This window comes from Bacillus sp. PS196 (assembly GCF_037963555.1).
Lineage (GTDB): Bacteria > Bacillota > Bacilli > Bacillales > Bacillaceae > Bacillus > Bacillus subtilis.
Map to the genome: position 1 here is coordinate 3,050,907 of NZ_CP150159.1, position 26,709 is coordinate 3,077,615.

The following is a 26,709-nucleotide window of genomic DNA, read 5'->3' on the forward strand; positions in this document are numbered from 1 at the left end:
GGCATGGAGCAGAAAATTCTATGTGAGGTCAACAACTGTTCTTATTGGGGCAAAGGTAACAAATGCACCGCTGATGCCATTTATGTTGTCAGCCATACTGGTGAAACGGCTGAAAACAGCCGGGAAACAGACTGCAAAACGTTTAAGCCGCATGATTTGTAATTAAAAGAAAGAGCTGCATCAGCCAGCTCTTTCTTTTTGCATGTTGAGTGTTCTCAGCTTTTTAGTTATGACCCCGTTTGCAGGTGAAAACAAAAAGGCGCTTGCATAACATACACCTGTCATGGCCGCCATCGCTCCTGAAATCGAAACATTAAGCCACGTTGCGAAGAAATAGCCCATGACCGCCGACAGCCCGCCAATCAACGCGCTGAGAATCAGCATATAAAGAAGCCGGTCTGTCAGCAAATGTGCCGCAGCCGGCGGAACAATCAGCATGGCCACAACCAATACGGCACCCACCGAATCAAAGGAAGCAACAGTCGTCAAGGACAGCATGCCCATTTGCACGTAATGAATGAGCAAAACCGGTATTCCCAAGGCTAAAGCCATTTGAGGATCAAACGAAGCGATTTTAAACTCCTTATAGCACACACTGATCAACACTACGTTTAAAACCAGAACAGATGCCAGCATCCAAAACGCTTTCGGCCCAATATCAACCCCGAATACCGTCACCGTATTCCACGGCACAAAAGCGATTTCTCCCATTAACGAGTGCTCAATATCGAGATGGACATTCGCTCCATACACAGAAAGCAAAATAACCCCGATTGCAAATAAGGATGTAAACACAACTCCTATGGCAGCATCTGATTGAACCCCCTTGCTATGAAGAAGCTGAACCAAGAAAGCCGTTAACAGACCGGTTGCGGCTGCGCCAATAAACATATAAATCCCATCGAGACTTCCCGTCACTAGAAAAGCGCCGACAATTCCAAGCAACACTGTATGACTGATTGCGTCGGCCAGCATCGCCATGCTTCTCAGTACAAGAAATGTGCCGATCAATCCGCAGCTTACACCGACTAATACACCGGTAGCTATAATCCATGCTTCAAAACTCATTCGCGATCTGTCCCTTCTCGGCATCATGAGACACTTTTCGAAGCTCAGGCATCCGTCCATACAGCTTTAAGAGTGAATAAAGCCGCTCTCTCGTTTCTCTCGGTAAACGGTCCGGGTCAAAGTAGTCCTGATCGGATTCTATATTGGCAAGTTCCATTTCATGCATGAGATACACTTCATACATCCGCTGCTTCAAAGCTGTGTGATAGCCTTTTTCAATCCCTTTGCTTGTGATTTGCCAAATCCCATTTTCGATACGCTCAATGCACCTCTCTTGTTCCAAGTCATTTAATGCCTTAAGGCATAATGAAGGGGATAGGCGTCTTTTCTTTCTTACACTTTCAACAGTTACACAAAGATTTTTCTTTTCATACTGTTCATAAATCGCCAAAAGCACTTGCTCCCTGCTTGTTCTGCGCCGCAGCCTCATCAGCCTTATGGCTTTAGCAGCCAATCCCCGCTTAGGCGCGCAAATCATTGAAAAAAGAAAGAGCAGCGTTGCAGATAAGATCATTAATGGCCCTGTCGCCATTCCCTTCATCGTGGTGCTAAGCAGGGTTCCGGCCACTCCGCTGACCCCGCCTGTAATCCCGGCAATGATGATCATCCCGGTTAATCGTTCGGTCCAATATCTCGCGGTTATGGCAGGTGTAATCAGCATAGCCGCCATTAATATCACACCAACAGTCTGAAGCCCAATGACGACAGCACAGACAATCAGACAAGCCAAAAGCCCGTTTAAAAAACGCACCGGGATTCCTAATCCCTTTGCAAACGCGAGATCAAAAGTAATCAATGTAAATTCCTTAAAGAAAACAATACATAGGAGCAGCAGAGCAGCGGATATCCCTGCAATAAGGATGATATCCTGCCTGACCAATGAAGCAGCCTGGCCGAATAAAAAAGAATCAAGCCCGCTTTGGCTTCCCGCCCCCTGTTGCTGAATATATGTCAGCAGAATGATCCCGACGCCAAAAAACACAGAAAGAACAATCCCGATCGCCGAGTCCTCCTTTGTTTTTGAAAGCCGAGGAATCAGCTGAATACAAAACGTTCCGAGCAGTCCGGCGAGCGCTGCCCCCAGCAAAAAGAAAGGCAGTGATTTTTGCCCGGTGAACAGAAAAGCGAGACACACTCCCGGCAGAGCTGAATGGGCCATCGCATCGCCGATTAAACTTTGCTTTCTCAGCAGCACAAAGCTGCCCAAAACACCGCTTGCCGTCCCGAGCAAAAGCGTACCGGCCAGCACCCACTGTGTATTCGGATGCTGAAGCTGCAGCCACAAACTTTCAAACATTGCGCTCACTCCTTATGTCCTTCTGCCAGCACTTTATCTTTTAAAAACGTAAGCCTTCCTCCATATGTTTTTTGCAGGTTTTCGATCGTAAAAACGTTTTCCGCTGGTCCGAAAGCGATTTTTCTTAAATGAAGCAGTAAGATCCAATCGAAATAATCCTCGGCGGTCTGCAGATCATGATGGACGACAAGCACGGTTTTTCCTTTTTCTTTGAGTTCTGCCAACAGCGTCATAATCGCGCGCTCCGTCGCTGCATCGACACCTGCAAACGGTTCATCCATAAAATAAATGTCAGCGTTCTGGCAGAGTGCCCGGGCAAGAAACACCCGCTGCTGCTGTCCGCCTGACAGCTGGCTGATTTGCCTCTTCGCATAATCATGCATCCCGACTTTTGTTAATGCGGCCTTCGCCATCTCCACATCCGCTTTCTTTGGCCTCTTTAATAAACCGATTCTCCCGTATCTTCCCATTAGGACGACATCGAGCGCGCTTGTGGGGAAATCCCAGTCAACCGAGCCGCGCTGCGGAACATATCCGATTCTGGTCCGCTGATCCTTATAGTCTTTGCCGTAAATAGAGATGTCTCCGGAAGCTCGGGGCACAAGACCGAGAATCGTTTTGATCAAGGTTGATTTTCCCGCGCCGTTTGGGCCGATAATGCCAATAAGTTTTCCTTCAGGCACCTGCAGCGAAATATCCTGCAGTACAGGCTTTTTATGATAAGCAACCGTCACATTATCAAGCTCAACAGAGAACATATCCTCCACCTCTTTTCTTTATTTAAGCGCTTTAGTAATCGTGTTGATATTGTGGCGGAACATTCCTTCGTATGTGCCTTCTTTTGTGCCCTTTTCACCCATGGCATCCGAATAAAGCTGACCGCCGATTGTGACTGTATGGCCTTTTTCTTTAGCGCCTTCCACCACTGCATTGATTGATTTTTCAGATACACTGCTTTCTACGAACACAGCTTTTATTTGTTTTTCTGTCAGAAGATCAACCAGCTCCTGAACATCCCTTAATCCATAGTCCGAATCTGTGCTGAGTCCCTGCAGGCCTTTTACCTTAAATCCATACTCATTCCCAAAGTACGCAAACGCATCATGAGCAGTCACAAGCACACGGCTTTTCTCCGGAATATGTGCGATCTCCTTACGCGACCAATTATCTAAATATTGCAAATTTTCTTTGTACTCTTTGGCATTTTTCCGAAAGGCATCTGCGTGCTGAGGCATTGCTTTGCTGAATTGCGCTTCAATTTCATCCACCGCATAGATCCATAACGGAATGCTGAACCAGACGTGGGGATCAAACGTCTTGCCTTCCCCCGCGGGAATAAGCTTATTTTTCGGAATGGCCTCAGCTACTGCCGCCGATTGTTTTTGTTCGCCGATTTTTTGGAGGACATCCTCCATTTTCCCTTCCAAATGCAACCCGCTGTACAGAACAACATCGGCAGACATTAATTTTTTCGTGTCACCTTGGGAAGCTTTGTAAAGGTGCGGATCAACCCCCGGTCCCATTAAAGAGGTGACTTTTACATGCTTACCTCCGATGTTTTCTGCTGCATCGGCAATTTGAGATGTTGTCGCTGTCACTTGTAATTGCTGATCAGCGCTTTTTCCGGCTGAATCCGTTCCGCATCCCGTTAAAGCAAAGGTCGCAAAAAGTACTGCTGCCATCAGCCCTTGTCTCATATTTCTCCTCCTCTTTGCCATCAATGTCCGATTGTTTTATCTTATGTTGTCAGTTCTTAGACATGTGACATTAAATTAGCCAAAAGCATGTTTTATTTACACAGGACAAAAAGTTTCCCTTATGCAAAATTATCGCGTTTGGCCATTTTTGTCAAGCTGATTTACATAAAAAAACCGGCTGGGTCAGCAGCCGGTCCAAACGAGAAGGGATGTATTCAACGAACACTTTTACTGTAACAGCACAGTGTCATTTATTCAAAATAGCAAAATGCTTTTTTCTTAACCATGCTGTGTGAAAACATCCATTTTGGTCACATATTTTCGCATAATATCTTGGTTTACCTCAACCCCTAAACCAGGCTGTTTTGACACAGAAATAAATCCATTATCAATACGAATATCAGGAGTTACAATATCTTCATCCCAATAGCGTGAGGATGAAGATATATCGCCAGGTATTGTGAATTGAGGCAGTGAAGCAAGCGCCACGTTCTGCGCTCTTGATATGCCTGTTTCCAGCATTCCTCCGCACCAAACCTGCATATGATGCTCTTTGCATAAATCATGAATTTTTAAGGCTTCTGTTAAGCCGCCGACACGAGAAGGTTTTATATTAATAATTTTGCAGCTTCCTAGCTCAATCGCCCGTCTCGCATCATCAACTGAACAAATGCTCTCATCAAGGCAAATGGCCGTTTTCAAATGTTTCTGCAAGTGGCGGTGGTCAACGATATCGTCAGCTTGGAGCGGCTGCTCAATCATCATTAAATGATAGTCATCAAGCTCCTTTAAACGGCTGATATCCTTCAGTTCGTAAGAGGAATTGGCATCGGCCATAAGCGGGATGTTTGGGAATCGGCTGCGGATGGCCTTGACCAATTCCACATCCTGCCCAGGCTGAATTTTAATTTTTATTCTTTGATAACCTTCTTTTTGATAGCTCTCAATTTCCTTCAGCATATCGTCAAGAGGCGCCAGGCCGACTACCACCCCGGCAGGGACTTTATCTCTTGTTCCGCCCAATGCCTCAGCAAGGGATACGCCCTTCTTTTTGGCATAAATATCCCATACAGCCGATTCAAGTCCCGCTTTTGCCATCCGGTTTCCTTTATACCGCGCCAGGCTGTCCGGCACTTCTGAAGGGTGATTGAATTCACGGCCGACGACATTTGGGATAAAAAAATCTTTTAGCATATGCAAACATGTTCCAATGGTTTCCTCGGTGTACCAAGGCGAAGAGAAAGCGGAAACTTCTCCCCAGCCTGTGACACCTGATGTATCAATGGCTTCCACGATCAGAAATTTACGCTCTTGAAGCGTTTCGATACTGTTTTTAAACGGTTTCTTTAAGTTCATGCTCAAATGGTAAAGCGTGATTTTTTCTATTTCGATCATAGCAGTTCTCCTTTACGCGCATCCTTCAGCTGATTTCGCAAGAGCTTATTAGACGCATTGCGCGGCAGGCGGTCAAGCACAAAGAATTTTGCCGGAATTTTATACTTCGCCAAGCGTTCTTTGCAGTAGTCAGTCAATTCTCCTGCGCTCACAGGCTTGTGAAGGACAAGATAGGCGTGAGGCACTTTCCCCCATTTTTTGTCCTCAGCCCCTGAAACCCCGGCTTCGGCCACAGCGGGGTGTGAAAGCAGCACTGACTCCACTTCGGCCGGATAAATGTTTTCTCCGCCGGATATGATCAGATCTGAACGTCTGTCTAATACATATAAAAAGCCTTCGCTGTCCAAATAACCAAGATCACCTGTTTTCAGCCAGCCATTTTGAAAGGAGGCTTCATTTGCGCTCTCTCGGTTAAAATAGCTTTTCATAACATTCGGGCCTTTGACCATGATTTCACCGTGTACAAACGGTTCACATGCCTGTCCGTCCCGCTCTATTTTGATTTCACATGAAAACAGCGGTTTCCCCGCAGATCCGAGCTTTTCCATACTGAATTCCGGCGACAGGGTAACAATTTGTGAGCATGTTTCTGTCATTCCATATGACTGAAAGACAGGGAATCCTTTCTCACGGCATTCCTCAAGCAATGGCAGAGGTGCAGGGCCGCCGCCGAGAAGAATGCATCTGATGGATTCAGGGCAGCGGCTTGTTTCTTCCAAAAGACTGGCCAGCATAGTCTGCACCGCAGATATCATTGTCACTTCATGCCTATTGATAGAATCCAGCACATCACTTACGGAAAAACGCTGGTGAAGCACGACAGTCATTCCATAGATCACAGATTTGAATAATGCGGACAAGCCGCTGATATGAAAGAGCGGCAATGCGATAAGCCAGCGGTCTTGTTCTGTTATACCCAAATTAAGCGCGGACGACACCGCACTGAAATAGTGGTTTCCGAACGTTTGCTGAACTCCCTTGGGCTTTCCTGTCGTACCCGACGTATACATCAGCGTTGCCGTTGCATCCATTTGCATATAAGCCTCGATCTCAATTTCCTCTGCTGCTTCTTTCATCAGTTCATCCACATCAATCGTTTGAACGATGTGTTCATATTCTTTCTTCTCAAAGCTTGAATCTGTCAATAAAAAGCCGGATCCCGAATCCTCCAGCTGAAACACCCTTTCATGTGTTGACAGCTTCGTATTCAAAAGCACCGCCTTAACACCAAGCAAAAAACAAGCGTGAACGGCGTATACCATTTCTGCACGGTTTTGGAGCAAAATAGCCGCAGTATCCCCTTTCCGAACCGAATGAGCGGCAAGCTGTGCCGCCATTCGCTTAGACGCGGCAAATAATTCTGCAAATGTCACTGTTTGGTCTCTATAGATGAGAGCGATTCTCTCAGGTGTCAGCTGTGCCCGCTGCATGAGCCAGTTAGGCTGTTCTGTCAGCATGTCATCATCTCCGAGGTAAAATGTCTGTATTGAAAAGAAAACAGCTTGGACCGCAAAGTCTCAAGCTGTTGGTTTACTAGGTATTGCTGATCACGGAAAACGAGGGAACTGTCCGAAATCAGGTTTGCGTTTTTCCTTAAAGGAATCACGGCCTTCTTTTGCTTCATCTGTTGTGTAGTAAAGAAGGGTAGCATCCCCTGCAAACTGCTGAATTCCAGCAAGTCCGTCTGTGTCCGCGTTAAACGCAGCTTTAAGAAAGCGCAGTGCGGTCGGGCTTTTTTCAAGCATTTCTTCACACCATTTAATCGTTTCTTCTTCAAGCTGTTCCAAAGGAACGACTGTGTTGACAAGACCCATGTCCAGTGCTTCCTGTGCGTTGTACTGACGGCATAGGTACCAGATTTCACGTGCTTTTTTATGTCCTACAATTCGAGCCAGGTAGCCAGAACCGTAACCTGCATCGAAGCTTCCCACTTTAGGGCCTGTTTGTCCGAAAATTGCGTTGTCCGCAGCAATTGTCAAGTCACATACGATGTGAAGCACATGGCCTCCGCCGATCGCATAGCCGGACACCATCGCAACAACCGGTTTCGGGATGACGCGGATTAAACGCTGAAGATCCAATACGTTAAGACGAGGGATCTGGTCGTCTCCTACATATCCACCGTGGCCGCGCACTTTTTGGTCTCCGCCAGAACAAAATGCTTTGTCCCCTGCACCGGCAAGCACGATAACCCCAACGTTTTGGTCGTCTCTTGCGTCAGCAAACGCATCAATCATTTCAGCAACCGTTTTAGGGGTAAACGCATTATGTACCTCAGGTCGGTTGATTGTTATTTTTGCAATGCCATTATACGTTTCATACAATATCTCATCGTATGTCCGTTTTGTTTTCCATTCAGCCATATGATGACCTCCTTTTATTCTCTATGTGAATGAGTCAGATGCTTGTCAAAAACTCACTCACTATTTTACCAAACAATCGCGGCTGTTCCACATGGACCGTATGTCCTGCTTTTGGAACAATCTCTATTCTACTAGAAGGAAGCATCTTATGCACCTCTTGATTGATGGCGCAAAATTTTTCGTCCCACTCCCCGCAGATAAGAAGCACAGGAACATCTATTTCCTCTACACGGCTCCACAAGGAAGGCTGTGAACCGGTGCCCATGCCGGTTAAACTGTTCGCAAGCCCAATCTTATTGTTCCGCAGACGGCCCGATCGTATCCTGTGCCGAATATCTTCAGCCAGCCTCTGCTGAGATGAAAACAAAGGGATATTCTCCCAATACGCAACAAACGCTTTGAGCCCGTCTCGTAAAATAAAATCAGCAAGCTTCCGGTCCCGCATGATTCGTTCCCGCCGTTCTCCAAGTGTTTTGAGCCCCGGCGTCGTGCTTTCAAGCACAAGTGCCGATACCCGCTCGGGATATGTCATCGCGAAAGAGTAAGCAAGCCTTCCTCCCATAGAATACCCAATCAATTTCACTTTGTGAAGTTTTAATTGATTCAAAATCTCGGCAAGGTCAGAAACTTGCCGGCTTGTGCTGTATCTTTTCCCATTCAGCGGGGCATCGGTTTCCCCATGCCCTAAACAATCAATTTTGATCAAGCGGGAATCAGGCAGCATTTCATCAAGAAAATTCCATGATTGTTTGCTGCCGGTAAACCCGTGCAGACAGACGACGGCTTCGGAAGCATTCGGCCCCTCGTCTGCCACTGCATATCGGACACCATCTGATACCGTTATGTTTACAGTTCCCATTGTTTTTTCACTTCCCGCACAGCCTCATTCAGCATATCGCGATGAAGCTGGACTCTTGATTGGCGATCCGTTTTGATTTCAATCAAATGGAGTCCGGGCTTGTCTGCCTGCGGCGCGTAAGCTGTTTTGAATTCATCCCAAGAAGCCGGGCATGAATACGTTCCGCCGTAAAGTGCAGCCGCATGCTTGAAATCGAGCCCTGTCGGTGTGCCGAACAAATCTTCAAAGTGTGTCTTCTCAGAAGCCTGCGGCAAAAAGGAGAAAATCCCTCCTCCGTCATTATTGACAAGAATCACAGTAAGAGGAATACCCAGCTTTTTGGCCGCCAGCAGGCCGTTTAAATCGTGATAAAAAGATAAATCTCCAATCACAAGGGTAACAGGCGCTTTTGTTCCTTCACATACCCCCATGGCAGAGGAGACGACACCGTCTATCCCGTTTGCTCCCCGGTTTGAATAAATCCGGAAAGGGCGGTCCTGCTTTTCGAAAAACGTATCAACATCCCTGATCGGCATGCTGTTTCCCACAAACAGCGAGCTGTTTTCAGGCACAAGATGCTGAAGGATTCGATAGAGATTGCCTTCAAACGAAACATCTTCACTGCTGATTGTTTGCAGATGCTCGCGGAACCGCCCATTGACAAACTGCCACTTTTCCAGCCACTCTGAGGATCTGGCAGCAGCAGTAAGGCCTGCCATGATCTCCTCAGCAAAAACAGACGCATTACAATGAATCATATGCGCGCTTGCCTGTGTCGGGTCTCTCCACCCTCCATCCTCGTCAATCACGATTTGCTGAATCGCAGGATCATCCTTAAGCCATAAGAAAACCGGTTTTGAAACAGGCATCGGTCCAAACCGAATGACAACATCAGGACGAAGTTTCCGCTTCAGCTCATCATCTTTTAAAAACGAATCATACGCATCAATAACAGTGCTTTTATCATGAACACCATTCCGCAGATTAGACAGCGGATCCGCTAAAATTGGATACTGAAGCGCTTTTGACAGCGTAATAATGTTTTCCTTATCCACATCACTATGGAGCTCTCCGCAGACGATCATTCCTTTTTCAGCCTCTGCGAGCATCTCAGCCACATCAGACAGGGACTCTCGGTCAACAGACTGCGTACCCGTTTTCACAGACACATGACGGCCTGTTCTCATTCTTCCAAACGGCTCATCTGAAAGATCCGGCATCAGCGGTTCGCGCAGCGGCACATTCACATGGACAGGCCCCATCGGGCGCTTTTGTGCTTCTCCGGCAGCGCGGCTTGCCAGCGTTCGGATGTATCTCAGCATTTGCGGAGACTCTTCAGGAAGAGCAGAGTCTGTGAAAAACTTAACAAAGTTACCGAATAAGAAGTGCTGATTAATAGCCTGCGGTGCGCCTACTTCGCGCAGCTCATGAGGCCGATCAGCAGTTAACACAATAATAGGCACCCTTGAATAATGGGCTTCAACCACAGCCGGATAAAAGTTGGCCGCGGCTGTTCCAGATGTACAGATCAATAGTACGGGACGCTGCTTCGCTTTTGCCAAACCTAAGGCAAAAAATCCGGCAGACCTTTCATCAATTTGGACATGGACGCTGATATCGGGATGCGCAGCACAAAGAACAGCCAGCGGTGTAGATCTTGAGCCCGGACAAACGACGGCGTCCGTAATTCCGGAAAGGGCGAATTCATCAATAAAACTTCCGATGTAATGAGTAATCGGGTTGACTGTCAACGCCTCTCACCTCCTAATGCAGAGATCATCGGCTTCAATTTAATCTGTGTTTCTTCATATTCCGAGATTGGTTCCGAGTCTTCCACAATACCGCACCCGGCAAACAGCCTTGCTGTGCTTCCTTCGATGAGCCCTGAACGAATGGCGACCGCGAATTCCCCGTTATCCTGGCTGTCAATCCAGCCGATAGGGGCCGCATACCAGCCGCGAGACATCGGTTCAATCTCCCTGATCACGTCAACAGCTTTTTCCTGAGGTGCTCCCCCAAGCGCCGGAGTGGGATGCAGCTTCTCAATTAAGTCAAAAATCGATGCAGACTCGCGCAGCTGTCCGACAATCGGCGTAAACAGGTGCTGAACGCTTTTTGTTTTGTACAAAACAGGTCCATCAGGCTTTTCAACCTCTGAACAGCTTGATACAAAAGCATTATGAATCATACCTACCACAATATCATGCTCAAGCAGGTTTTTCTCATCGTTTAATAATTCAAGGCCTATCCGGCGGTCGTCTTCTTCATTCACGCCTCGTTTAATGGAGCCTGCCAGACAGGAAGACATGACAGTGCCGCCGTCTCTTTTGATCAGTCTTTCCGGAGACGCGCCGACAAAAGTTTTGCCTTCTTGTTCAATTGCAAAAACATAGCTTGTCTGCTGATCGTCCAGAAGCGTTTTAAGCACCGGTTCAATTTGGATTGGACCGTCAAACGTGAGCAGCAGCTCTCGGGCAAGAACAACCTTATCATATTGTTTCTCTTTAATTTGGCTTGTGGCCATTTCGATTGCTTTCAGCCAATCATCCTTATCCAGCTCTTCGGCTGCTGCAATCACAGCCTGATCTTCTTGCTTGAAATCGGGAACCATAAATTCCGCTGCAAAAACTTTTAAGCCTTCTAAAACAGCTTCTGCATCTTCTCCTCCGCTTACCCATTTGTTAACTGTTAAGAACGGGCCTTCAGCAGTCATTGTCAGCATAAGCGCAGGCACAAAGAAATCCCCTTCCGAGAAATGGTCCCATTGTGAACCTCTTTCTTCGCAAGGGTCAAAAGAAAATCCTCCGAATAACACAGGTCCCACTGCAGAATGCTGCAGCTTTTCTTCTTCATAAATATGAAAAGCCGTCTTTTTAAAGCGCTCCCATTGTTCAAAAACCTCACGATACCGCTCGCTGTTTTTTTGATTTGTCTGGAAAACCGCTTCTTTGCCAAGACCGACTATTGTCAATTCACTTTCAGGATCTGACCAAAAAAATCGATTGCCTGTATATTTTTTTGCTCCGTAATTGAAAAATGATAGAGGGTCAAGAGACTCGATTTGTCTCGAATAGCTTATTAAGACAGCATGGTTGACTTCTTTGGCTTTATGTAATGCATGTAGAACTTCCTTTCGGAACGTACGCTGCACCGTTGTCACCATGAGACATTCCTCCATAATCCTTAAAATGCTTTTAATACCATACACCTGTGTCTCCTCTGTGTCAAACACAGATCATGCAGTCCAAATGGCCTGCCTTACCTATTATAAACCTAATTTCAGAAATGAAAAAGAAACAAAGCTTAAATTTCTTTCTCCACTGATAGCAAAGGTTGTATCCGCTTACCATAAAAGGAAAACCTCCTATATTCCTCCACCCGCCATTTATGAAAGTTCTCAGGCGATCTGTTCATACTAAAGGTATGCATCACAGAGAAACGAGGCGATCACATTGCTTACGAAAGAACAGCTTCAGCATTTAAAAAATGAACTGGAACAAACGAAAAAAGATATCTTAAACCGTTTCAAAGACAATGATCATTTTCAGCTTAACTCAGCATTTCCTTATGATTCGTGGGGTGAGCTTTCGGCATACGACAACCATCCCGGCGATCAGGCGACAGAACTTTACGAGCGTGAGAAAGACATCGCTCTAGACTTGCATGAGCGAGAGCACCTTCGGGACATTGAGCATTCATTGAAGGCAATAGAAAACGGTACGTATGGCATTTGTGAAGTCAGCGGAAAGGAAATCCCTTTCGAACGACTTGAAGCGCTTCCGACTGCCACAACCCTCGCGGAGTATTCTTCACAGGACGTGGTTTCCAAAGACCGTCCGATTGAAGAAGAAACACCATTCGGGCAATTTGAATTTGATGATGATGAAGAAATCAGAGCGCCATATGACAGTGAGGATTCCTATCAGGATGTCGAAAAATATGGTAACTCACAAACGCCGCAGGATATGGAAAACCCTCCGCTCAGCTATGATGATATGACGATGAATGCCGAAGAGAATATCGGCAATACGGAGTCTTACGAAAATTTCATCGCTACAGATATCACTGGAAAAGAAATTACCGTTTATCAAAGCAGAGCCCATGAGCGCTATGAAGAAGAACTTGACGAAGAGGGAATCATGACCACATTCGGCGATCTCCACGCTGATTGAACCCCCGATTATTGGGGGTTCTTTTCCGTTTTCAGCATATCGTAAATCAGCTTCAGATAATCCTTTTGCAGGCCGATGTCATACCGCTCGCCCTCTAGCAATTTCCCGTATACGGTACATGCCCCGAGCGAAGCTTTTATCGCATCCGTTACCTGCACTTCTCCTCCGCTATCAGCTTCTAATGCCTCCAGCTCATTAAAAATATCCGGTGTGAAAATATAACGCCCTGCTGCGGCAAAATGAGACGGAGGGTTTTGTTTAGGTTTTTCCACAATATCCTGTATGCGATAAAGCCCTTTTTCAACAGACTCCCCCCTTATCACACCGTAATGATGTAAATCCTCCGTTTTTGTTTCTTTTAAGCCGATCACACTGGACTGATATTTCGTATATGCTTCAATCAGCTGCCCCAAAGCCGGCTGATTGGCGGAAAAAATCAGATCATCAGGCAAAACGACGGCAAAAGGCTCTCCGCCTGCAAATTGCTTTCCGAAAGAAATGGCGTCGCCAAGACCCTTTGCATAAGGCTGCCGCACATAGTGAATCCGTATATCCGGAATGGGATGCTCACTAAGCAAATGCAGTTTATTCTTAGAGGCCAAAAAAGCCTCAAGTGCCAAAGAGGAATCAAAATAGTCGACAATCAGATTTTTATGGCTCGATACAACCATCAAAATGTCCTCAATGCCTGACTCCTTTAATTCTTCAACAAGATAATGAATCACAGGCTTAGATCCTACTGGAAACATTTCTTTCGGAATCACCTTCGTCACCGGCAGATTTCTCGTGCCGAATCCGCCTGCAGGAATGATCGCTTTTTTTATCATGGTATTTTCCCCTCAGCTCATGTTTATTACATGATATTCCAAGAGCGCATCCCGATGTTTGTACATCTGAAATTAGGCGGAAGCAACTGGGCAGAAAGCGGAATCACGAACCAGCCCTTTTTTAATAGGATATTGATATATGACCAGTAATCTTGTAAAGGAGCTCAGGTGATGAAAATTTGTGTGGTTGGCGCCGGGTATGTCGGTTTAACCCTATCAGCGGCACTGGCATCCATCGGACATGACATGATATGCACAGACAAAGACGTCAAAAAAATCGGGCAGCTGAAAAAAGGAGTCATTCCCTTTTACGAGCCTGGGCTTTCAGATGCAATACTTCGTTGCGGCAATCTCTCGTTTTCTTCTGAAGTGAAATCGAGCATGGAGGAATGTCCCGTTATTTTTATCGCAGTCGGAACTCCGCCGCGTTCGGACGGATCAGCTGATACGAAAGCCCTGCAGTCCGTCATCGGTGATTTAAGCGAGGCGATCCGATCGTATAAAACCATTATTACGAAAAGCACTGTTCCGCCCGGGACAAATGAAAACATAGCAAAACAGCTGATTGCCTCCGGAGTGTCTAAAAACCTCTTTAATATCGTATCCAATCCGGAGTTTCTGCGGGAAGGCAATGCCTTATATGACATGCTGCATCCTGACAAAACAGTCATCGGTGTTCAGGAAGAAGATCACGTATCGGCAGCCATCGTCAAATCCATTTACAAACACATTGATACCCCTTTTATCGTTACAAGCTTAGCGGGAGCAGAGCTGATCAAATATGCCAACAATTTCTTTTTAGCGGCCAAAATTTCGTTTATTAACGAAATGGCCCGCATATGTGAAGCCTATCAATCAGATATCTCAGATATTTCCCGCGCTATCGGTCTAGACCCAAGGATCGGGAAGCACTTTTTGCAGGCAGGCATCGGATACGGAGGCTCTTGTTTTCCAAAGGATCTGCAGGCGCTGCAATTTGCTGCCCAGGAAAAAAACACGGAGACCTTCCTGCTCCGGGCCGTGCAGCACATTAATGACACCCAGCTTGGCCTGTATATCAAAAAAATACAGTCATTCTTCGAAACACTTCAAGGCAAGAAAGCGGCTGTACTCGGCATTTCCTTCAAACCGAATACTGATGACATCCGGAATTCTCAGGCTGTCAGACTGATGGAAAGGCTGGCGGAGCTGGGATGTGATGTTCATGCATATGATCCTGAAGCTGTACTTCCAGAACATTTGCGGCAACATGTAACTCAGCATTCTCAAGCTTTTGATGCGATCGAAGAGAGTGACTTTTTATTTTTGGCGACAGAATGGTCTGAGTTTTTAGCGTTTGATTGGAAAAAGGCTGCAGATATCATGAAAGGGCGTCTTGTGATTGACGGACGCAACGTACTAAAAAAAGAACTGATCGAGGCTTGCGGCCTGATCTGTACGGGAGTTGGCCGTCCATGAAAATACTCGTCACAGGAGCAGCGGGCTTTATCGGCTCCCACCTCTGCGAAGAATTACTAAAAGATAAGAAACATAACGTTATCGGAATCGATGACTTTATCGGTCCTACTCCATTTTCCTTGAAATTAAAAAACCTTAAAAACCTGCTGCCGGAAAAGCGATTTACGTTCATAAAGGAAAATCTGCTGACAGCCGATCTTGCTCCCTTACTGGAAGGAGTGGACGTCATCTTTCATTTGGCGGCCATACCGGGTGTCCGCTCAAGCTGGGGCAATCATTTTCACCCATATGCCGCACATAATATCCAAGCGCTCCAAAGGCTCCTCGAGGCGTGCCGGGAACATTCTATTCAAACGTTCGTCTTTGCATCCACCTCTTCCGTCTATGGCGAAAAACAAGGAAAAGTCAGCGAAAACACGTCGCTTTCTCCTTTATCTCCGTACGGGGTAACAAAGCTTACGGGAGAAAAGCTTTGCCATGTGTATAAACAGAGCTTTGGCATTCCAATTGTGATTCTCCGTTTTTTTACCGTATACGGGCCAAGACAGCGGCCGGATATGGCTTTTCACCGGCTCATTAAGCAGCACCTTCAGCAAAAGCCGCTTACCATCTTCGGTGATGGGCAGCAGTCAAGAGATTTCACTTATATCAGCGACTGTGTCAAAGGCATCACCGCTGTTCTTGGGAAACCCCACCTTATTGGTGAAACAGTAAATATCGGCGGCGCAGAGCGTGCCTCAGTCTTAAAAGTTGTCTCCCTCATTGAGGATATTTCCGGGAGAAAAGCAACACTGCACTTTTCGGACAAAATAGCAGGGGAACCGAGCAACACGTGGGCGGATATTTCAAAAGCAAAACAGCTCTTGCATTATGATCCCGCCACATCCTTAAAGGATGGCTTGACCAACGAAATCGCCTATTTATCGTCGCTGTATCAGGGGGAATAAAAATGAAGCTTGCCTTTATCTGTACAGAAAAGCTGCCGGCGCCCGCAGTACGCGGCGGCGCTATTCAAATGATGATTGACGGTGTCACGCCCTATTTCAGCAGCAGGTACGACCTGACCATTTTTTCAATAGAAGATCCAGCGCTCCCAAAAAGAGAAACAAAAGACGGCGTACATTATATCCATCTGCCAAAAGAACATTACCGCGAGGCGGTAGCCGAAGAGCTGCGAGCCTCTTCCTTTGACCTCATTCATGTGTTCAACAGGCCTTTAAATGTCTCTTTATATAAAAAAGCCTCACCAAACAGCAAGATCGTTCTGAGCCTGCATAACGAAATGTTTTCTGAAAAAAAGATGACCTTCGCGCAAGGAAAAGAAGTACTCGACAATGTCTCCATGATCACAACTGTGAGCGAATTTATTAAACAAACCGTCATTGAACGTTTCCCTGAAGCCGAGGACATCACAAAAGTTGTGTATTCCGGCGTTGATTTAAACTCTTATCCGCCCGTCTGGACGATGAAAGGCTCGGCTGTCAGAAAAACATACCGGAAAAAATACGGTATTGAAGATAAAAAAGTTATTTTATTCGCCGGCCGCTTAAGCCCGACAAAAGGACCTCACCTTCTCATTCACAGCATGAGAAGGATTTTGCAGCAGCACCCTGATGCTGTATTGGTCATAGCAGGCGGGAAGTGGTTCAGCGATGACAGCGAAAACCAATATGTCACCTATCTGCGCACGCTGGCGCTGCCATACAGAGACCACATAATCTTTACAAAATTCATTCCCGCAGACGACATCCCAAACCTTTTTCTGATGGCAGATGTATTTGTGTGCAGCTCTCAGTGGAACGAACCCCTCGCCCGTGTGAATTATGAAGCAATGGCGGCCGGCACGCCCTTAATTACCACAAATCGGGGCGGAAACGGTGAAGTCGTAAAAGACGAAGTCACCGGCCTTGTCATCGACAGATACAACAAACCTTCTTCATTTGCAAAAGCAATTGACAGAGCCTTTACAGATCAAGAATTAATGAGCAAAATGACAAAAAACGCCCGACAGCATGTAGAAGCTTTATTTACCTTTACCCATGCGGCCAAAAGGCTCAATACTGTTTACCAATCCGTTCTCACTCCGAAAAACAAACAATTTCCGCCGCCTTTTCTGACGCAAAATTTTGATTTATCATCTATCAATCAGCTTTTTGTGAAAGCAAAAACATAAAACCTACAGCTCGTGTTGCAAAACGGGCTGTTTTTTCGCTGCAGAGAACTTAAAAAAAGGCATAAATGTGACTTTATGCCTTGCGCTTTACAGTTTGAGAAAACCATGGAGCTGGTTTAGATTCACTTGGAAGAATGATGATTTCCACTTTAGCTTCTTCCGCTAAGTCTGGTTCTTCATCTTCATCCTCTTCTTCATATGGGGGCGCTGAGCGTTTCGAATCACGCTCCTCCTCAGGCTCCAGAGTGGTTTCGAATTTCGTTTCTTCTTCATCATCGACGATTTTGTGATCTGTTTCCTTTTCCTTCGTTTCTTCTTGATATTCTTTCGGTGCATTGATGTGAGGGAGCTCTCGAATGCTGCCCACATCTAAATGCTTCTCCTCTTCTTCCTTCTCAGCTGAGGTTGAGTCATGAGCCTGCCATCCCATCGGTCCAGGCGGTGTAAATACGAATTGGTCGAGATCCAGTTTAGAAATAGAGGCTTTTTGTCTCGATGACCTCATGTCAATTCGCCTCCCGATACGCTTTTATCTTTTTATACAGTTCCGGCAGTTTATCCAAAAACGAATCTTTAGATTCTTCAACAGAAATCATGTTTTGCAGCGCCCAGTTATATTTCTCATCTGACCACGTTTTCTTTTGCTTCAAATAATATTTGTGCCCGATTGCACAGAACAAATGCGGAAACGCGAGATCAATCCAAAGTACCTCGTACTGTTTTTCTGTGAGCGGATACACTGCGTCGTAGGCCGCAAGCAGTGCGACCATGAAATCAGTATCCCATACAGAAAGCTTAACCATCACTTTATTCAGTAGAATACGAAGGTCTCTTGACGGCAAATCGTAGGTAATCGAGTGAAGCTCCTTTAAAAAAGGCTCCCCTTCGATCTCTGTCAAACGTGCCAATGTAAAATCTTGAAAACAGAATCCGCCATGCTCGAGCGTTTCTTTTGTCCAGGTTTCGTATTCTGAGTCATCAAGCGCCTGAAGAGCTTCTTTTCCTCTTGCCAGCATTTTATCAGCATGTTTTAAGAAAGTTTGCGAAAATACGTCATCAGGATAGGATGCCGCGATCTGCATATTCCCTTCAAGTTCCTGCAGCTTCCATCGGTACAATTTATGCCATTTTCCCAGCCTGCTTCTCTTCTTGCTTTCATCTGTGCAAACATATCCTTTTGAGGCATGATGAAAATGGCCGGCAAATGACATGACTTTTTTCATTTGCTCTGCATCATAGTAAATCATTTCTTTTCCTGTCACTTTGTCATATAAGCTGTAAGAAACCTGATCCGTGCCCAAGCAGCTCCCGCCATTTTTTGTTTGATGAATCGGCGCTATCGGCAGCCCTTTCTCTTGTAAATGGGCGTGTGCCTGAGTGATAAAAAGCATCCGCTCCGGTTTCATTTGCGCTTCTTTTAGCAGCTTTGGGCCATGATCAGTTTCGACTTCCCAGATTTTGCGCCCGCTTTTGTTCGATTTCAGCGCCACATGGTCGATATGAAACGGATAATAGCTGAGAATTTCGGACACAATCTGTTCTTCATGCTCTTTTTGGTACACTCTGTTCACCCCTTTTATCTGTTCTTTTCATAGACGCTGAGCAGATTTTCAGCCACCCTCTGCCAGCCAAAATTGCTTTCTGCCTCACGGCGGCTGTATTTCCCAAGCCGTTCCCGCTTTTCCGAGCTGCTCAGCAAATCATTGATACGTTCGGCATATTGTTTAGGATTTTCAAAGTCATGAATGATGTAGCCGTTTTTCCCTTCCTCTATGACCTCTGGATTGCCTCCCCGATTGCTTGTAATAATAGGAAGTCCCGCAGCCATCGCTTCATAATGCACCCTTGCTAAAGGCTCCTGCCATTGCGAAGAGCATACAAATACATCTGACATGGTATAAAGGCGCGGAATGTCCTTTGGCTTCACAAATTGAATAAATGTGACATGATCCTTTTGCATCGCACCAAGGGTATGAAGATGTTTGACATAGTTATTTAATTCATTATCTCCGAACCATTTTGACCCGATAAACACCATCATGACATCGGGGTGCTCCTCAATGATGTCCGGCAAAGCTTGCAATAATATGTGCGGGCCTTTGACTTTGCTAAGCCGGCCGACAAACAAGACGATTTTTTTGCCGTGAAGCCCCAGCTCGCTACGCATCTCTTCGCGAGCCCGCTGCCCTTCATTCGTCCAGCGAGGGTGGTACGTTTTTAAATCCACACCAGAATACACCGTTTTTGTTTTTGATCGTGCTGACGGAAAACGGCTTGTGATCGTCTGTCCGATATAATCGCTGACCGTAACAATCTGCGCTACGGAGTCGATGCAAATCTCGCCTTCCGCCTGGCTGATTTTATCGTAAGCGAACATTTCATTGTGAACGCTTAAAATAAAAACAGCATCCGGCGCCTGTTTCTTCAATTTCGGAACCCAGCTTGGGCGATTACAAACATGCACAAGATCAAAACGGCTCTTTTTCAGCTCTGCTCCAACGGCTTCTTCATAACGGTCTTCATCCAAATGCACATAATGGACACCGTCTACCTTCTCTCTATCAGCGAGATTCGGATCTTTAATAGAAAACACAGTCACCTCATGTTTTTTGGCAATTAAAGGGGCAACCGCTTCTAGGTAGATTTGAATGGCGCCTCCTCGAACCGATGGGACAGGAAGCTTCTCTGTGGCGATCAGTGCTATTTTCATACATAGCCTCCATTCCTGCATGATTTTTAACTAGTTAGAATCATGATACGGCTGAACAACCAACTTGTGCGGAATGGGACTGCCCTAAAAACAAAACGGGTAAACAACCAGATTCATCTATTAAATATAGTCAAATAACTCAATCATTTTTTCCTTTTGATTCATAAGGTAGGAGTAAAACAGGTAAGGATGTGTCCTTTAATGGCAGAAAACCATGAAGTCATTGAGGAGGGGAATTCATCAGAGCTTCCTTTATCAGCAGAAGATGCAAAAAAATTAACGGAGCTGGCTGAAAATGTGCTTCAAGGATGGGATGTGCAGGCTGAAAAAATAGACGTCATTCAGGGAAACCAGATGGCCCTTGTCTGGAAGGTCCACACAGACTCCGGCGCGGTTTGTCTAAAACGAATACACAGGCCAGAAAAGAAAGCGTTGTTTTCCATTTTCGCGCAGGACTATTTAGCAAAAAAAGGAATGAATGTTCCTGGCATACTCCCAAACAAAAAAGGCAGCCTATATTCCAAGCACGGCTCATTTCTATTTGTCGTATATGACTGGATCGAAGGAAGGCCGTTTGAGCTGACTGTAAAGCAGGACTTGGAGTTTATCATGAAAGGCCTTGCTGATTTTCATACAGCTTCCGTCGGATATCAGCCGCCAAATGGCGTTCCCGTATTTACCAAATTAGGTCGCTGGCCGAATCACTACACGAAACGATGCAAACAGATGGAAACGTGGAAGCTGATGGCGGAGGCGGAAAAAGAAGATCCTTTCTCACAGTTTTATCTTCAGGAGATAGATGGCTTTATTGAAGACGGGCTGCGCATCAAAGACCAGCTTTTGCAGTCGACCTATGTTCCATGGACTGAACAGCTGAAAAAAAGCCCTAACCTTTGCCACCAAGATTACGGAACCGGAAATACACTCTTAGGGGAAAATGAACAGATTTGGGTCATTGACTTAGATACCGTTTCATTTGATCTGCCTATTCGCGATTTGCGCAAAATGATTATTCCGCTTTTGGATACGACGGGCGTTTGGGATGAAGAAACATTTAATGTCATGCTGAACGCATACGAATCCAGAGCCCCATTAACTGAAGAACAAAAACAAGTCATGTTTATTGATATGCTGTTTCCTTACGAGCTTTACGATGTCATTCGCGAAAAATACGTCCGCAAGTCTGCTTTACCGAAGGAAGAATTAGAATCAGCTTTTGAATATGAACGCATTAAAGCAAACGCATTGCGGCAGCTTATTTAAGACCATCATTTCCCCCGCATATCGGGGGTTTGATCTTTATAAGATAAAGGGTAATTAAATACATGCGGAGGTTGCAAATATGAAAAAGATTGTCGGCGCTTTAGCCGTTTTTGTAATTACATATGCGCTGTTTTCAGCCGCAGGCTACCTGTTTCCTGTGGACCAAGAATGGTACAATTCATTGAAAAAACCGGACTGGACGCCAAGCGGAACTGCGATCGGCATCATTTGGGCCATCCTGTTTGCCCTGATCTCCCTTTCAGCAGCCATTGTATATGCTGCGTTTTCATTTAAAGGTGCGAAAAGCTTTTGGTTTACACTTTTGATAAATTACGTGCTCAATCAAGCCTTCAGCTATTTCCAGTTTACGCAAAAAAATCTGCTGGCTGCATCGCTTGACTGCCTGCTTGTCGCCATCACAGCAATCGTATTACTGATCATTGCCAAAAAATACAGCAGAGCCGCAAGCTATCTTCTTTTGCCTTATTTTTTATGGAGTGCATTTGCGACGTTCTTATCCTTTACAATCAATTCAATGGATCTGTGAACAAAAAAAGCCGCTTATACAGCGGCTTTTTCACATCATCGGCTTGATGCCCCAAATGTCCTTCGCATATTCCCGGATCGTGCGGTCGCTGGAGAAATATCCTGAATGAGCAATGTTTACAATCGAACGCTCAGACCATTTCCTTCGCTCTCGATAATCAGCTTGAATTCGCTCCTGCGCATCTGCATATGAGCTGAAATCCTTCAGCACAAAATACTCATCATTATGCGGAAGCAGCGAGTCAAAGATCGATTCAAATTCATCTGCTTCTCCTTCAAAAAAACCATTGATCAGCTGATCCGCTACCTGCCTGATTCTTCTGTCATGCTGATAATATTCCCTCGATCTATAGCCACCATTTTCCTGATACGATAGAACCTCATCCGCCTTTAAGCCGAACGTGTAAATACAGTCAGGGCCCACCCGCTCAAGGATCTCGATATTTGCGCCGTCATGCGTGCCGATCGTCAAAGCCCCGTTCATCATAAACTTCATATTCCCTGTACCAGACGCTTCCTTGCTTGCGGTTGAAATTTGCTCACTTACGTCTGATGCCGGAAAAATTCGCTCAGCCATAGAAACTCTATAATTTTCTAAAAAAACAACTTTGATCAGCTGTTTGACTGCCGGATCATAATTGACTTTTTCTGCGACAGAATGGATCAGCTTAATGATTTTCTTGGCATAATAATAGCTTGGTGAAGCCTTTGCCCCGAAAATAAAGGTTTGCGGGTAGATTGAAAACCCGGCGTCCTCCTTGAGGCGGTTATACAAATACATAATGTGAAGAACATTCAGCAGCTGCCGTTTATATGCATGAAGCCGTTTCACCTGTACGTCGAATATGCTGTCAGGGTTCACAACCACCCCGGCCGTGCAAAAAATCAAATCGGCAAGCTCTTGTTTTTTCTTGCTTTTGTTGTTTTGAAACTGTTCAATAAATGCAGGATCAGTGGCGTACGGTTCTAAACGGATCAGTGATTCCGGCTGTTTGACCCATTCATCGCCGATCGCCTCTGTAATGATGGCAGACAAGCCTGGATTCGCTTTTAACAGCCAGCGCCTGTGGGCAATTCCATTCGTCTTATTGTTAAAACGATTCGGAAACAGCAAGTGAAAGTCGCGCATCTCCCTTTCCATTAATATATCGGAATGTATTTTTGCAACGCCATTTACACTGTAACTGCCTACTATGGCCAGATGAGCCATTTTGACAACACCATGCGCTGTAATCGCCATGTCCTCTATCCTTTTCCAGTCTCCCGGATACTTTTCCCAAACTGCACGACAAAACCTCTCATTGATCTCTTCAATAATCATGTACATTCGCGGGAGCAGCGGCTTAAACAAATGAATCGGCCATTTCTCGAGCGCTTCTGACAATGTTGTATGATTTGTATAAGAAATCGTATGTACAGTGATATGCCAAGCTTCTTCCCAGCTCATGTTCTCTTCATCGAGCAAAATCCGCATCAGCTCAGGCACCGCAAGCGCAGGGTGAGTGTCATTAATATGAATGCTCACTTTTTTATGCAGGCCGGATAAAGATTTATGTGTTTTTCGGTAATTGTTCACAATGCTTTTTAAGCTTGCGCATACTAAAAAATACTGCTGCTTCAGCCGTAAAATTTTTCCCTCATCATGGGTGTCATCGGGATATAAGAATTCAGAAACCGCTTCTGTTTCTCGCTTATAAGACAAAATATTACCGCCGTGATAATGGGCATAGGGCTCGGCGTTCCAAAGCCTTAACGTGTTGACAGTGCCCGTTTCATAGCCGATGATCGGGATATCATAAGGAACAGCGGTAACAATTGTCGCTTGTTCGTGGCGAAAATGCAGGCGCCCGCTTTTTTCTGTCATATGGACTTCGCCCCAAAACGGCACGTCCACTGCTTGATCCGCATTCCTTACTTCCCATACGTTCCCGTTTTTCAGCCATTGCTCAGGCAGCTCCACCTGATGTCCGTCTACAATTTTTTGCTCAAACAAGCCATGCTTATAACGTATGCCCATCCCGTGCCCCGGCAGGTTCAACGAAGCAAGAGAATCTAAAAAGCAAGCGGCCAAGCGGCCAAGCCCGCCGTTGCCGAGACCTGCATCGTTCTCTATCTGAAGGATTTCCTCTAAATTGATGCCGATTTCCTTTAAACCAGCTTCTACAACATCACGAACACCAAGATTCATTAAGTTTTGCTCAAGGAGCTGACCGAGCAGAAATTCGATTGATAAATAATATGTCTGCTTCCCGGAATTTGATCTGCTTTTTTCATTCGTTTCGATCCAATCAGCGCTGATATACTCTCTGACCATATTGCCCAACGTTTTATATTGATCCAGCTTGGCAGAATCTTTAAAGCTTTTTCCGCACGTCATTTCCAGACGCTTTAAAAATAAGTCTGCAAAGCGTTCTTTACTCGAGAACATCCCGTCCACTCCTTGTCACCTGCTCGAAAATACGCTGATACTCTTTAGCCGACTTCCCCCAGCTGTAATCTGCATTCATAGCGGTCTTCACGATGCTCTTCCATACATCCTGTTGGCGATAAAACAACAGCGCTCGTTCAATCGTAAATTTCAGATCATGCGCATTAAAGGCGGAAAACGTAAAGCCATTGCCCGTTCCCTCTTCCTCCTGATAGGCACGGACAGTGTCGTAAAGACCGCCCGTTTCCCTGACAATCGGAATGGCGCCATATTGAAGAGCAATGAGCTGCCCCAAACCGCACGGCTCAAATTTCGACGGCATCAAAAACATATCAGAGCCCGCATAAATTTGATGGGCTAGTGGCTCATCAAACCCGATATAAGCCCGGCACTTCTCATGAAAAGCAAATTCTGCATACCGGAAATAATCTTCAAATTCACGTTCTCCTGTGCCCAGCACAACCAGCTGTATGTCTTGCTCCTCAAGAAGTTCGTGCATAATTCTGCGGACAAGATCAAGCCCCTTTTGTTTAGTGAGCCTTGTCACCATACTGATCAGCGGAATATCGTTTTTCTCTGGAAGCCCCATCCGCCGCTGAAGCTTCGTTTTGTTTTCCAACTTGCATGCAAGATCCCCTGAATCGTATTGCGCCTCTATATAAGGGTCGCTTTTCGGCTGATAGAACGTATCATCAATGCCATTTAATATGCCGGTTACATCATTTTCCCTATATTGCAAAACCTGCTCCAGCTGCTCACCATAATACGGCGTCAATATTTCATTTCTGTAAGTGGGACTCACAGTTGTCACATGATCAGCCGCAATGATGCCCGCCTTCATAAAATTGACAAATCCGTTGCATTCTAACCTTTCATAATGAAAATGATCCATCTCAAGACCCAGCAAGTCATGTGTGACATCAGGAGGAAATATGCCTTGAAACTGCAGGTTGTGGATCGTGAGCACGCTTTTCATCCGTTCATAAAAAGGATGTTTTCTGTACTCCTCTTTCAGCAAATAATTGACCATCGCTGTATGCCAATCGTGAGTATGAACAATATCGGCTGGAACATTCACAACTTTGGCAGCCTCCAGCACAGCTCTTGAAAAAAAGGCAAACCGCTCACCGTCATCATAATGCCCGTACAACGAATCCCTGTTGAAATAGTACTCATTGTCGATGAAGTAATAATTCACATCGTCTTCGGCCATATGTTCAATTCCGCAATATTGCTGACGCCAGCCGACAGCTACCGTACACTCAGCCTTTTTTTTCATACGCTTTTTCCACGGTTCAGGTATTTGGCTGTACTTCGGCAGCATCACATATACTTCATTGCCTAATCGCGCAAGCGCCTTCGGAAGAGCGCCTGCTACATCGGCAAGACCTCCTGATTTCACAAATGGGGTGCATTCAGACACAGCAAATAATATCTTCAAGAATTCATCAGCTCTCCTTGCACCAAACCTTTTCTTAATACAAGCGGCTGCTCAGCTGTTCCTACAGCTTCTGTCGCCTTGCCGATTTTAACGTCCTTATCCGAAATGACCTGCTCAAGAAGACAATCCTCGCCAATCTGCGTTTTTTGCATAATAATACAGTTTTTCAGCTTCGTACCCTTTCCGACATGGACCGCCCTGAACAAAATGCAGTTTTCAACCTCTCCTTCAAGCACACAGCCGTTTGCCACCAAAGAATTTTTGACAGTGCTGTGCTTTCCGTATTTCGTAGGCGGCTCATCCTTCACTTTTGTATAGATAGGCTGCTGAGGCAAAAACACCTGCTGCCAAAAACGAGGCTGAATGAGCTCCATACTGTGGGTATAATATTTTTCCACCGAATCAATGACAGCGGCATAACCTGAATATTCATAAGGGCAAATGGTCAGGGCGGAAGATTCCTTTTCAACAGCCTCCTGAATGGTTTTATAGCCTTTTTCGCTATGTCCGTAGATCAGATCCTTTAAAAGCGTTGTTGACATGATATAGATTTGCAGCGACTGGCCGTCCTGAAATACCTCGGTGACGTCGCAGCCAACCTCCTGATGGCGTTTCAGCACATATTGAAATTGAATGTTGCATACGGTATGGCTGTTGGAGATTACAGCATATTGCTGAGTGCTTCTGTGGAAGTAATCTAGATGGTCCGAAAACTGGCGAAAGGAACCGAATTCATCGTATTCGTGATGAAGATGGGGAGACGGGAAAAAAAAGAGGCCGTCCTTTTTCCGGTGCAAATCCCATTCCTTACCCGCCCCAAGGTGATCCATGAGCGAACGGTAACGATACTTCGGAAAAATTGCAACACTCCTAATATCCGCATTCACCATGTTGGAAAGCATAAAATCAATCAGTCGGTACCTGCCGGCAAAAGGGATCGCCCCGAGCGACCGCTGTGCTGTTAAATCCTGAAGAGAATGCTTATATGTGGTTTCATCTATAACACCTAACATTTGATTATTGAACACTGACT

24 protein-coding genes are annotated in these 26,709 nt (G+C 45.6%); 7 read left to right on the forward strand and 17 right to left on the reverse strand.

The window, feature by feature from the left end:
* Positions 1-3 precede the first annotated feature (3 nt).
* Entirely contained in the window at positions 4-162 is a 159-nt protein-coding gene (locus NST79_RS15900) for a DUF1540 domain-containing protein (protein WP_003229069.1), read from the forward strand.
* A gap of 18 nt (positions 163-180) precedes the next feature.
* Here the strand turns inward: NST79_RS15900 and mntD are convergent, their stop codons facing one another.
* The 10 genes from mntD to NST79_RS15950 form a co-directional block, all read right to left on the reverse strand.
* Positions 181-1,068 (reverse strand): manganese ABC transporter permease MntD, encoded by an 888-nt coding sequence (gene mntD, locus NST79_RS15905; protein WP_003229067.1) that lies wholly within the window; start codon positions 1,066-1,068, stop codon positions 181-183.
* Entirely contained in the window at positions 1,058-2,365 is a 1,308-nt protein-coding gene (gene mntC / locus NST79_RS15910; RefSeq protein WP_122895726.1) for a manganese ABC transporter permease MntC, read from the reverse strand. The genes mntD and mntC overlap by 11 nt, the downstream gene beginning before the upstream one ends.
* 5 nt (positions 2,366-2,370) lie before the next feature.
* Positions 2,371-3,123 (reverse strand): manganese ABC transporter ATP-binding protein MntB, encoded by a 753-nt coding sequence (mntB, locus tag NST79_RS15915; RefSeq protein WP_192857932.1) that lies wholly within the window; start codon positions 3,121-3,123, stop codon positions 2,371-2,373.
* Between the two features lie 18 nt (positions 3,124-3,141).
* Positions 3,142-4,062 (reverse strand): zinc ABC transporter substrate-binding protein, encoded by a 921-nt coding sequence (gene mntA / locus NST79_RS15920; protein WP_212059392.1) that lies wholly within the window; start codon positions 4,060-4,062, stop codon positions 3,142-3,144.
* A 279-nt stretch (positions 4,063-4,341) separates the two neighbouring features.
* Positions 4,342-5,457, reverse strand: coding sequence for an o-succinylbenzoate synthase (gene menC, locus NST79_RS15925; protein WP_003229057.1), 1,116 nt, complete (start codon positions 5,455-5,457; stop codon positions 4,342-4,344).
* Positions 5,454-6,914: an o-succinylbenzoate--CoA ligase gene (locus NST79_RS15930; protein ID WP_029318302.1), complete on the reverse strand. Its 1,461-nt coding sequence runs from the start codon at positions 6,912-6,914 to the stop codon at positions 5,454-5,456. The genes menC and NST79_RS15930 overlap by 4 nt, the downstream gene beginning before the upstream one ends.
* A gap of 90 nt (positions 6,915-7,004) precedes the next feature.
* On the reverse strand, positions 7,005-7,820 hold the full coding sequence (gene menB / locus NST79_RS15935) for a 1,4-dihydroxy-2-naphthoyl-CoA synthase (RefSeq protein WP_003229054.1): 816 nt from the start codon (positions 7,818-7,820) through the stop codon (positions 7,005-7,007).
* 34 nt (positions 7,821-7,854) lie between these two features.
* Positions 7,855-8,679, reverse strand: coding sequence for a 2-succinyl-6-hydroxy-2,4-cyclohexadiene-1-carboxylate synthase (menH, locus tag NST79_RS15940; protein WP_212059394.1), 825 nt, complete (start codon positions 8,677-8,679; stop codon positions 7,855-7,857).
* Positions 8,667-10,409 carry a 2-succinyl-5-enolpyruvyl-6-hydroxy-3-cyclohexene-1-carboxylic-acid synthase gene (menD, locus tag NST79_RS15945; RefSeq protein WP_212059396.1) on the reverse strand — a complete coding sequence of 581 codons (1,743 nt, stop codon included), beginning with the start codon at positions 10,407-10,409 and terminating at the stop codon, positions 8,667-8,669. Before menD ends, menH begins: the two co-directional genes overlap by 13 nt.
* Positions 10,406-11,821, reverse strand: coding sequence for an isochorismate synthase MenF (locus NST79_RS15950; protein WP_212059398.1), 1,416 nt, complete (start codon positions 11,819-11,821; stop codon positions 10,406-10,408). The genes menD and NST79_RS15950 overlap by 4 nt, the downstream gene beginning before the upstream one ends.
* 289 nt (positions 11,822-12,110) lie before the next feature.
* Between NST79_RS15950 and NST79_RS15955 the strand changes: the two genes are divergently transcribed.
* On the forward strand, positions 12,111-12,830 hold the full coding sequence (locus NST79_RS15955; protein WP_003229046.1) for a yteA family sporulation protein: 720 nt from the start codon (positions 12,111-12,113) through the stop codon (positions 12,828-12,830).
* An 8-nt stretch (positions 12,831-12,838) separates the two neighbouring features.
* On the opposite strand, the gene NST79_RS15960 is transcribed toward NST79_RS15955, so the two are convergent.
* On the reverse strand, positions 12,839-13,657 hold the full coding sequence (locus tag NST79_RS15960; RefSeq protein WP_212059400.1) for a UTP--glucose-1-phosphate uridylyltransferase: 819 nt from the start codon (positions 13,655-13,657) through the stop codon (positions 12,839-12,841).
* Positions 13,658-13,828: 171 nt separating this feature from the next.
* On the opposite strand from NST79_RS15960, the gene NST79_RS15965 reads away from it, so the two are divergent.
* The 3 genes from NST79_RS15965 to NST79_RS15975 are packed head-to-tail and all read left to right on the forward strand — an operon-like array spanning position 13,829 to position 17,288.
* Positions 13,829-15,115, forward strand: coding sequence for a UDP-glucose/GDP-mannose dehydrogenase family protein (locus tag NST79_RS15965; protein WP_004398478.1), 1,287 nt, complete (start codon positions 13,829-13,831; stop codon positions 15,113-15,115).
* Positions 15,112-16,062 carry an NAD-dependent epimerase/dehydratase family protein gene (locus NST79_RS15970; protein ID WP_029318306.1) on the forward strand — a complete coding sequence of 317 codons (951 nt, stop codon included), beginning with the start codon at positions 15,112-15,114 and terminating at the stop codon, positions 16,060-16,062. The genes NST79_RS15965 and NST79_RS15970 overlap by 4 nt, the downstream gene beginning before the upstream one ends.
* Positions 16,063-16,064: 2 nt before the next feature.
* Complete coding sequence (locus tag NST79_RS15975) at positions 16,065-17,288, forward strand: glycosyltransferase family 4 protein (protein WP_076458306.1); 1,224 nt, start codon at positions 16,065-16,067, stop codon at positions 17,286-17,288.
* A 73-nt stretch (positions 17,289-17,361) separates the two neighbouring features.
* Here NST79_RS15975 and NST79_RS15980 read toward each other — a convergent pair whose 3' ends face one another.
* The 3 genes from NST79_RS15980 to cotSA are packed head-to-tail and all read right to left on the reverse strand — an operon-like array spanning position 17,362 to position 19,998.
* Positions 17,362-17,793: a hypothetical protein gene (locus NST79_RS15980; RefSeq protein ID WP_212059402.1), complete on the reverse strand. Its 432-nt coding sequence runs from the start codon at positions 17,791-17,793 to the stop codon at positions 17,362-17,364.
* Position 17,794: 1 nt separating this feature from the next.
* Positions 17,795-18,850 (reverse strand): spore coat putative kinase CotS, encoded by a 1,056-nt coding sequence (cotS, locus tag NST79_RS15985; protein ID WP_088467357.1) that lies wholly within the window; start codon positions 18,848-18,850, stop codon positions 17,795-17,797.
* Positions 18,851-18,864: 14 nt separating this feature from the next.
* Positions 18,865-19,998, reverse strand: a complete 1,134-nt coding sequence (cotSA, locus tag NST79_RS15990; RefSeq protein WP_003229028.1) for a spore coat protein CotSA — start codon at positions 19,996-19,998, stop codon at positions 18,865-18,867.
* A 189-nt stretch (positions 19,999-20,187) separates the two neighbouring features.
* Between cotSA and cotI the strand changes: the two genes are divergently transcribed.
* On the forward strand, positions 20,188-21,261 hold the full coding sequence (gene cotI, locus NST79_RS15995) for a spore coat kinase CotI (protein WP_015251374.1): 1,074 nt from the start codon (positions 20,188-20,190) through the stop codon (positions 21,259-21,261).
* A gap of 79 nt (positions 21,262-21,340) precedes the next feature.
* Positions 21,341-21,808 (forward strand): TspO/MBR family protein, encoded by a 468-nt coding sequence (locus tag NST79_RS16000; RefSeq protein ID WP_204551355.1) that lies wholly within the window; start codon positions 21,341-21,343, stop codon positions 21,806-21,808.
* A 30-nt stretch (positions 21,809-21,838) separates the two neighbouring features.
* Here the strand turns inward: NST79_RS16000 and glgP are convergent, their stop codons facing one another.
* The 3 genes from glgP to glgD are packed head-to-tail and all read right to left on the reverse strand — an operon-like array spanning position 21,839 to position 26,704.
* On the reverse strand, positions 21,839-24,235 hold the full coding sequence (gene glgP, locus NST79_RS16005; protein WP_033884545.1) for a glycogen phosphorylase GlgP: 2,397 nt from the start codon (positions 24,233-24,235) through the stop codon (positions 21,839-21,841).
* Entirely contained in the window at positions 24,222-25,676 is a 1,455-nt protein-coding gene (gene glgA, locus NST79_RS16010) for a glycogen synthase GlgA (RefSeq protein ID WP_134991449.1), read from the reverse strand. The genes glgP and glgA overlap by 14 nt, the downstream gene beginning before the upstream one ends.
* Positions 25,673-26,704 carry a glucose-1-phosphate adenylyltransferase subunit GlgD gene (gene glgD / locus NST79_RS16015; protein ID WP_015251371.1) on the reverse strand — a complete coding sequence of 344 codons (1,032 nt, stop codon included), beginning with the start codon at positions 26,702-26,704 and terminating at the stop codon, positions 25,673-25,675. Before glgD ends, glgA begins: the two co-directional genes overlap by 4 nt.
* Between the last annotated feature and the right edge of the window lie 5 nt (positions 26,705-26,709).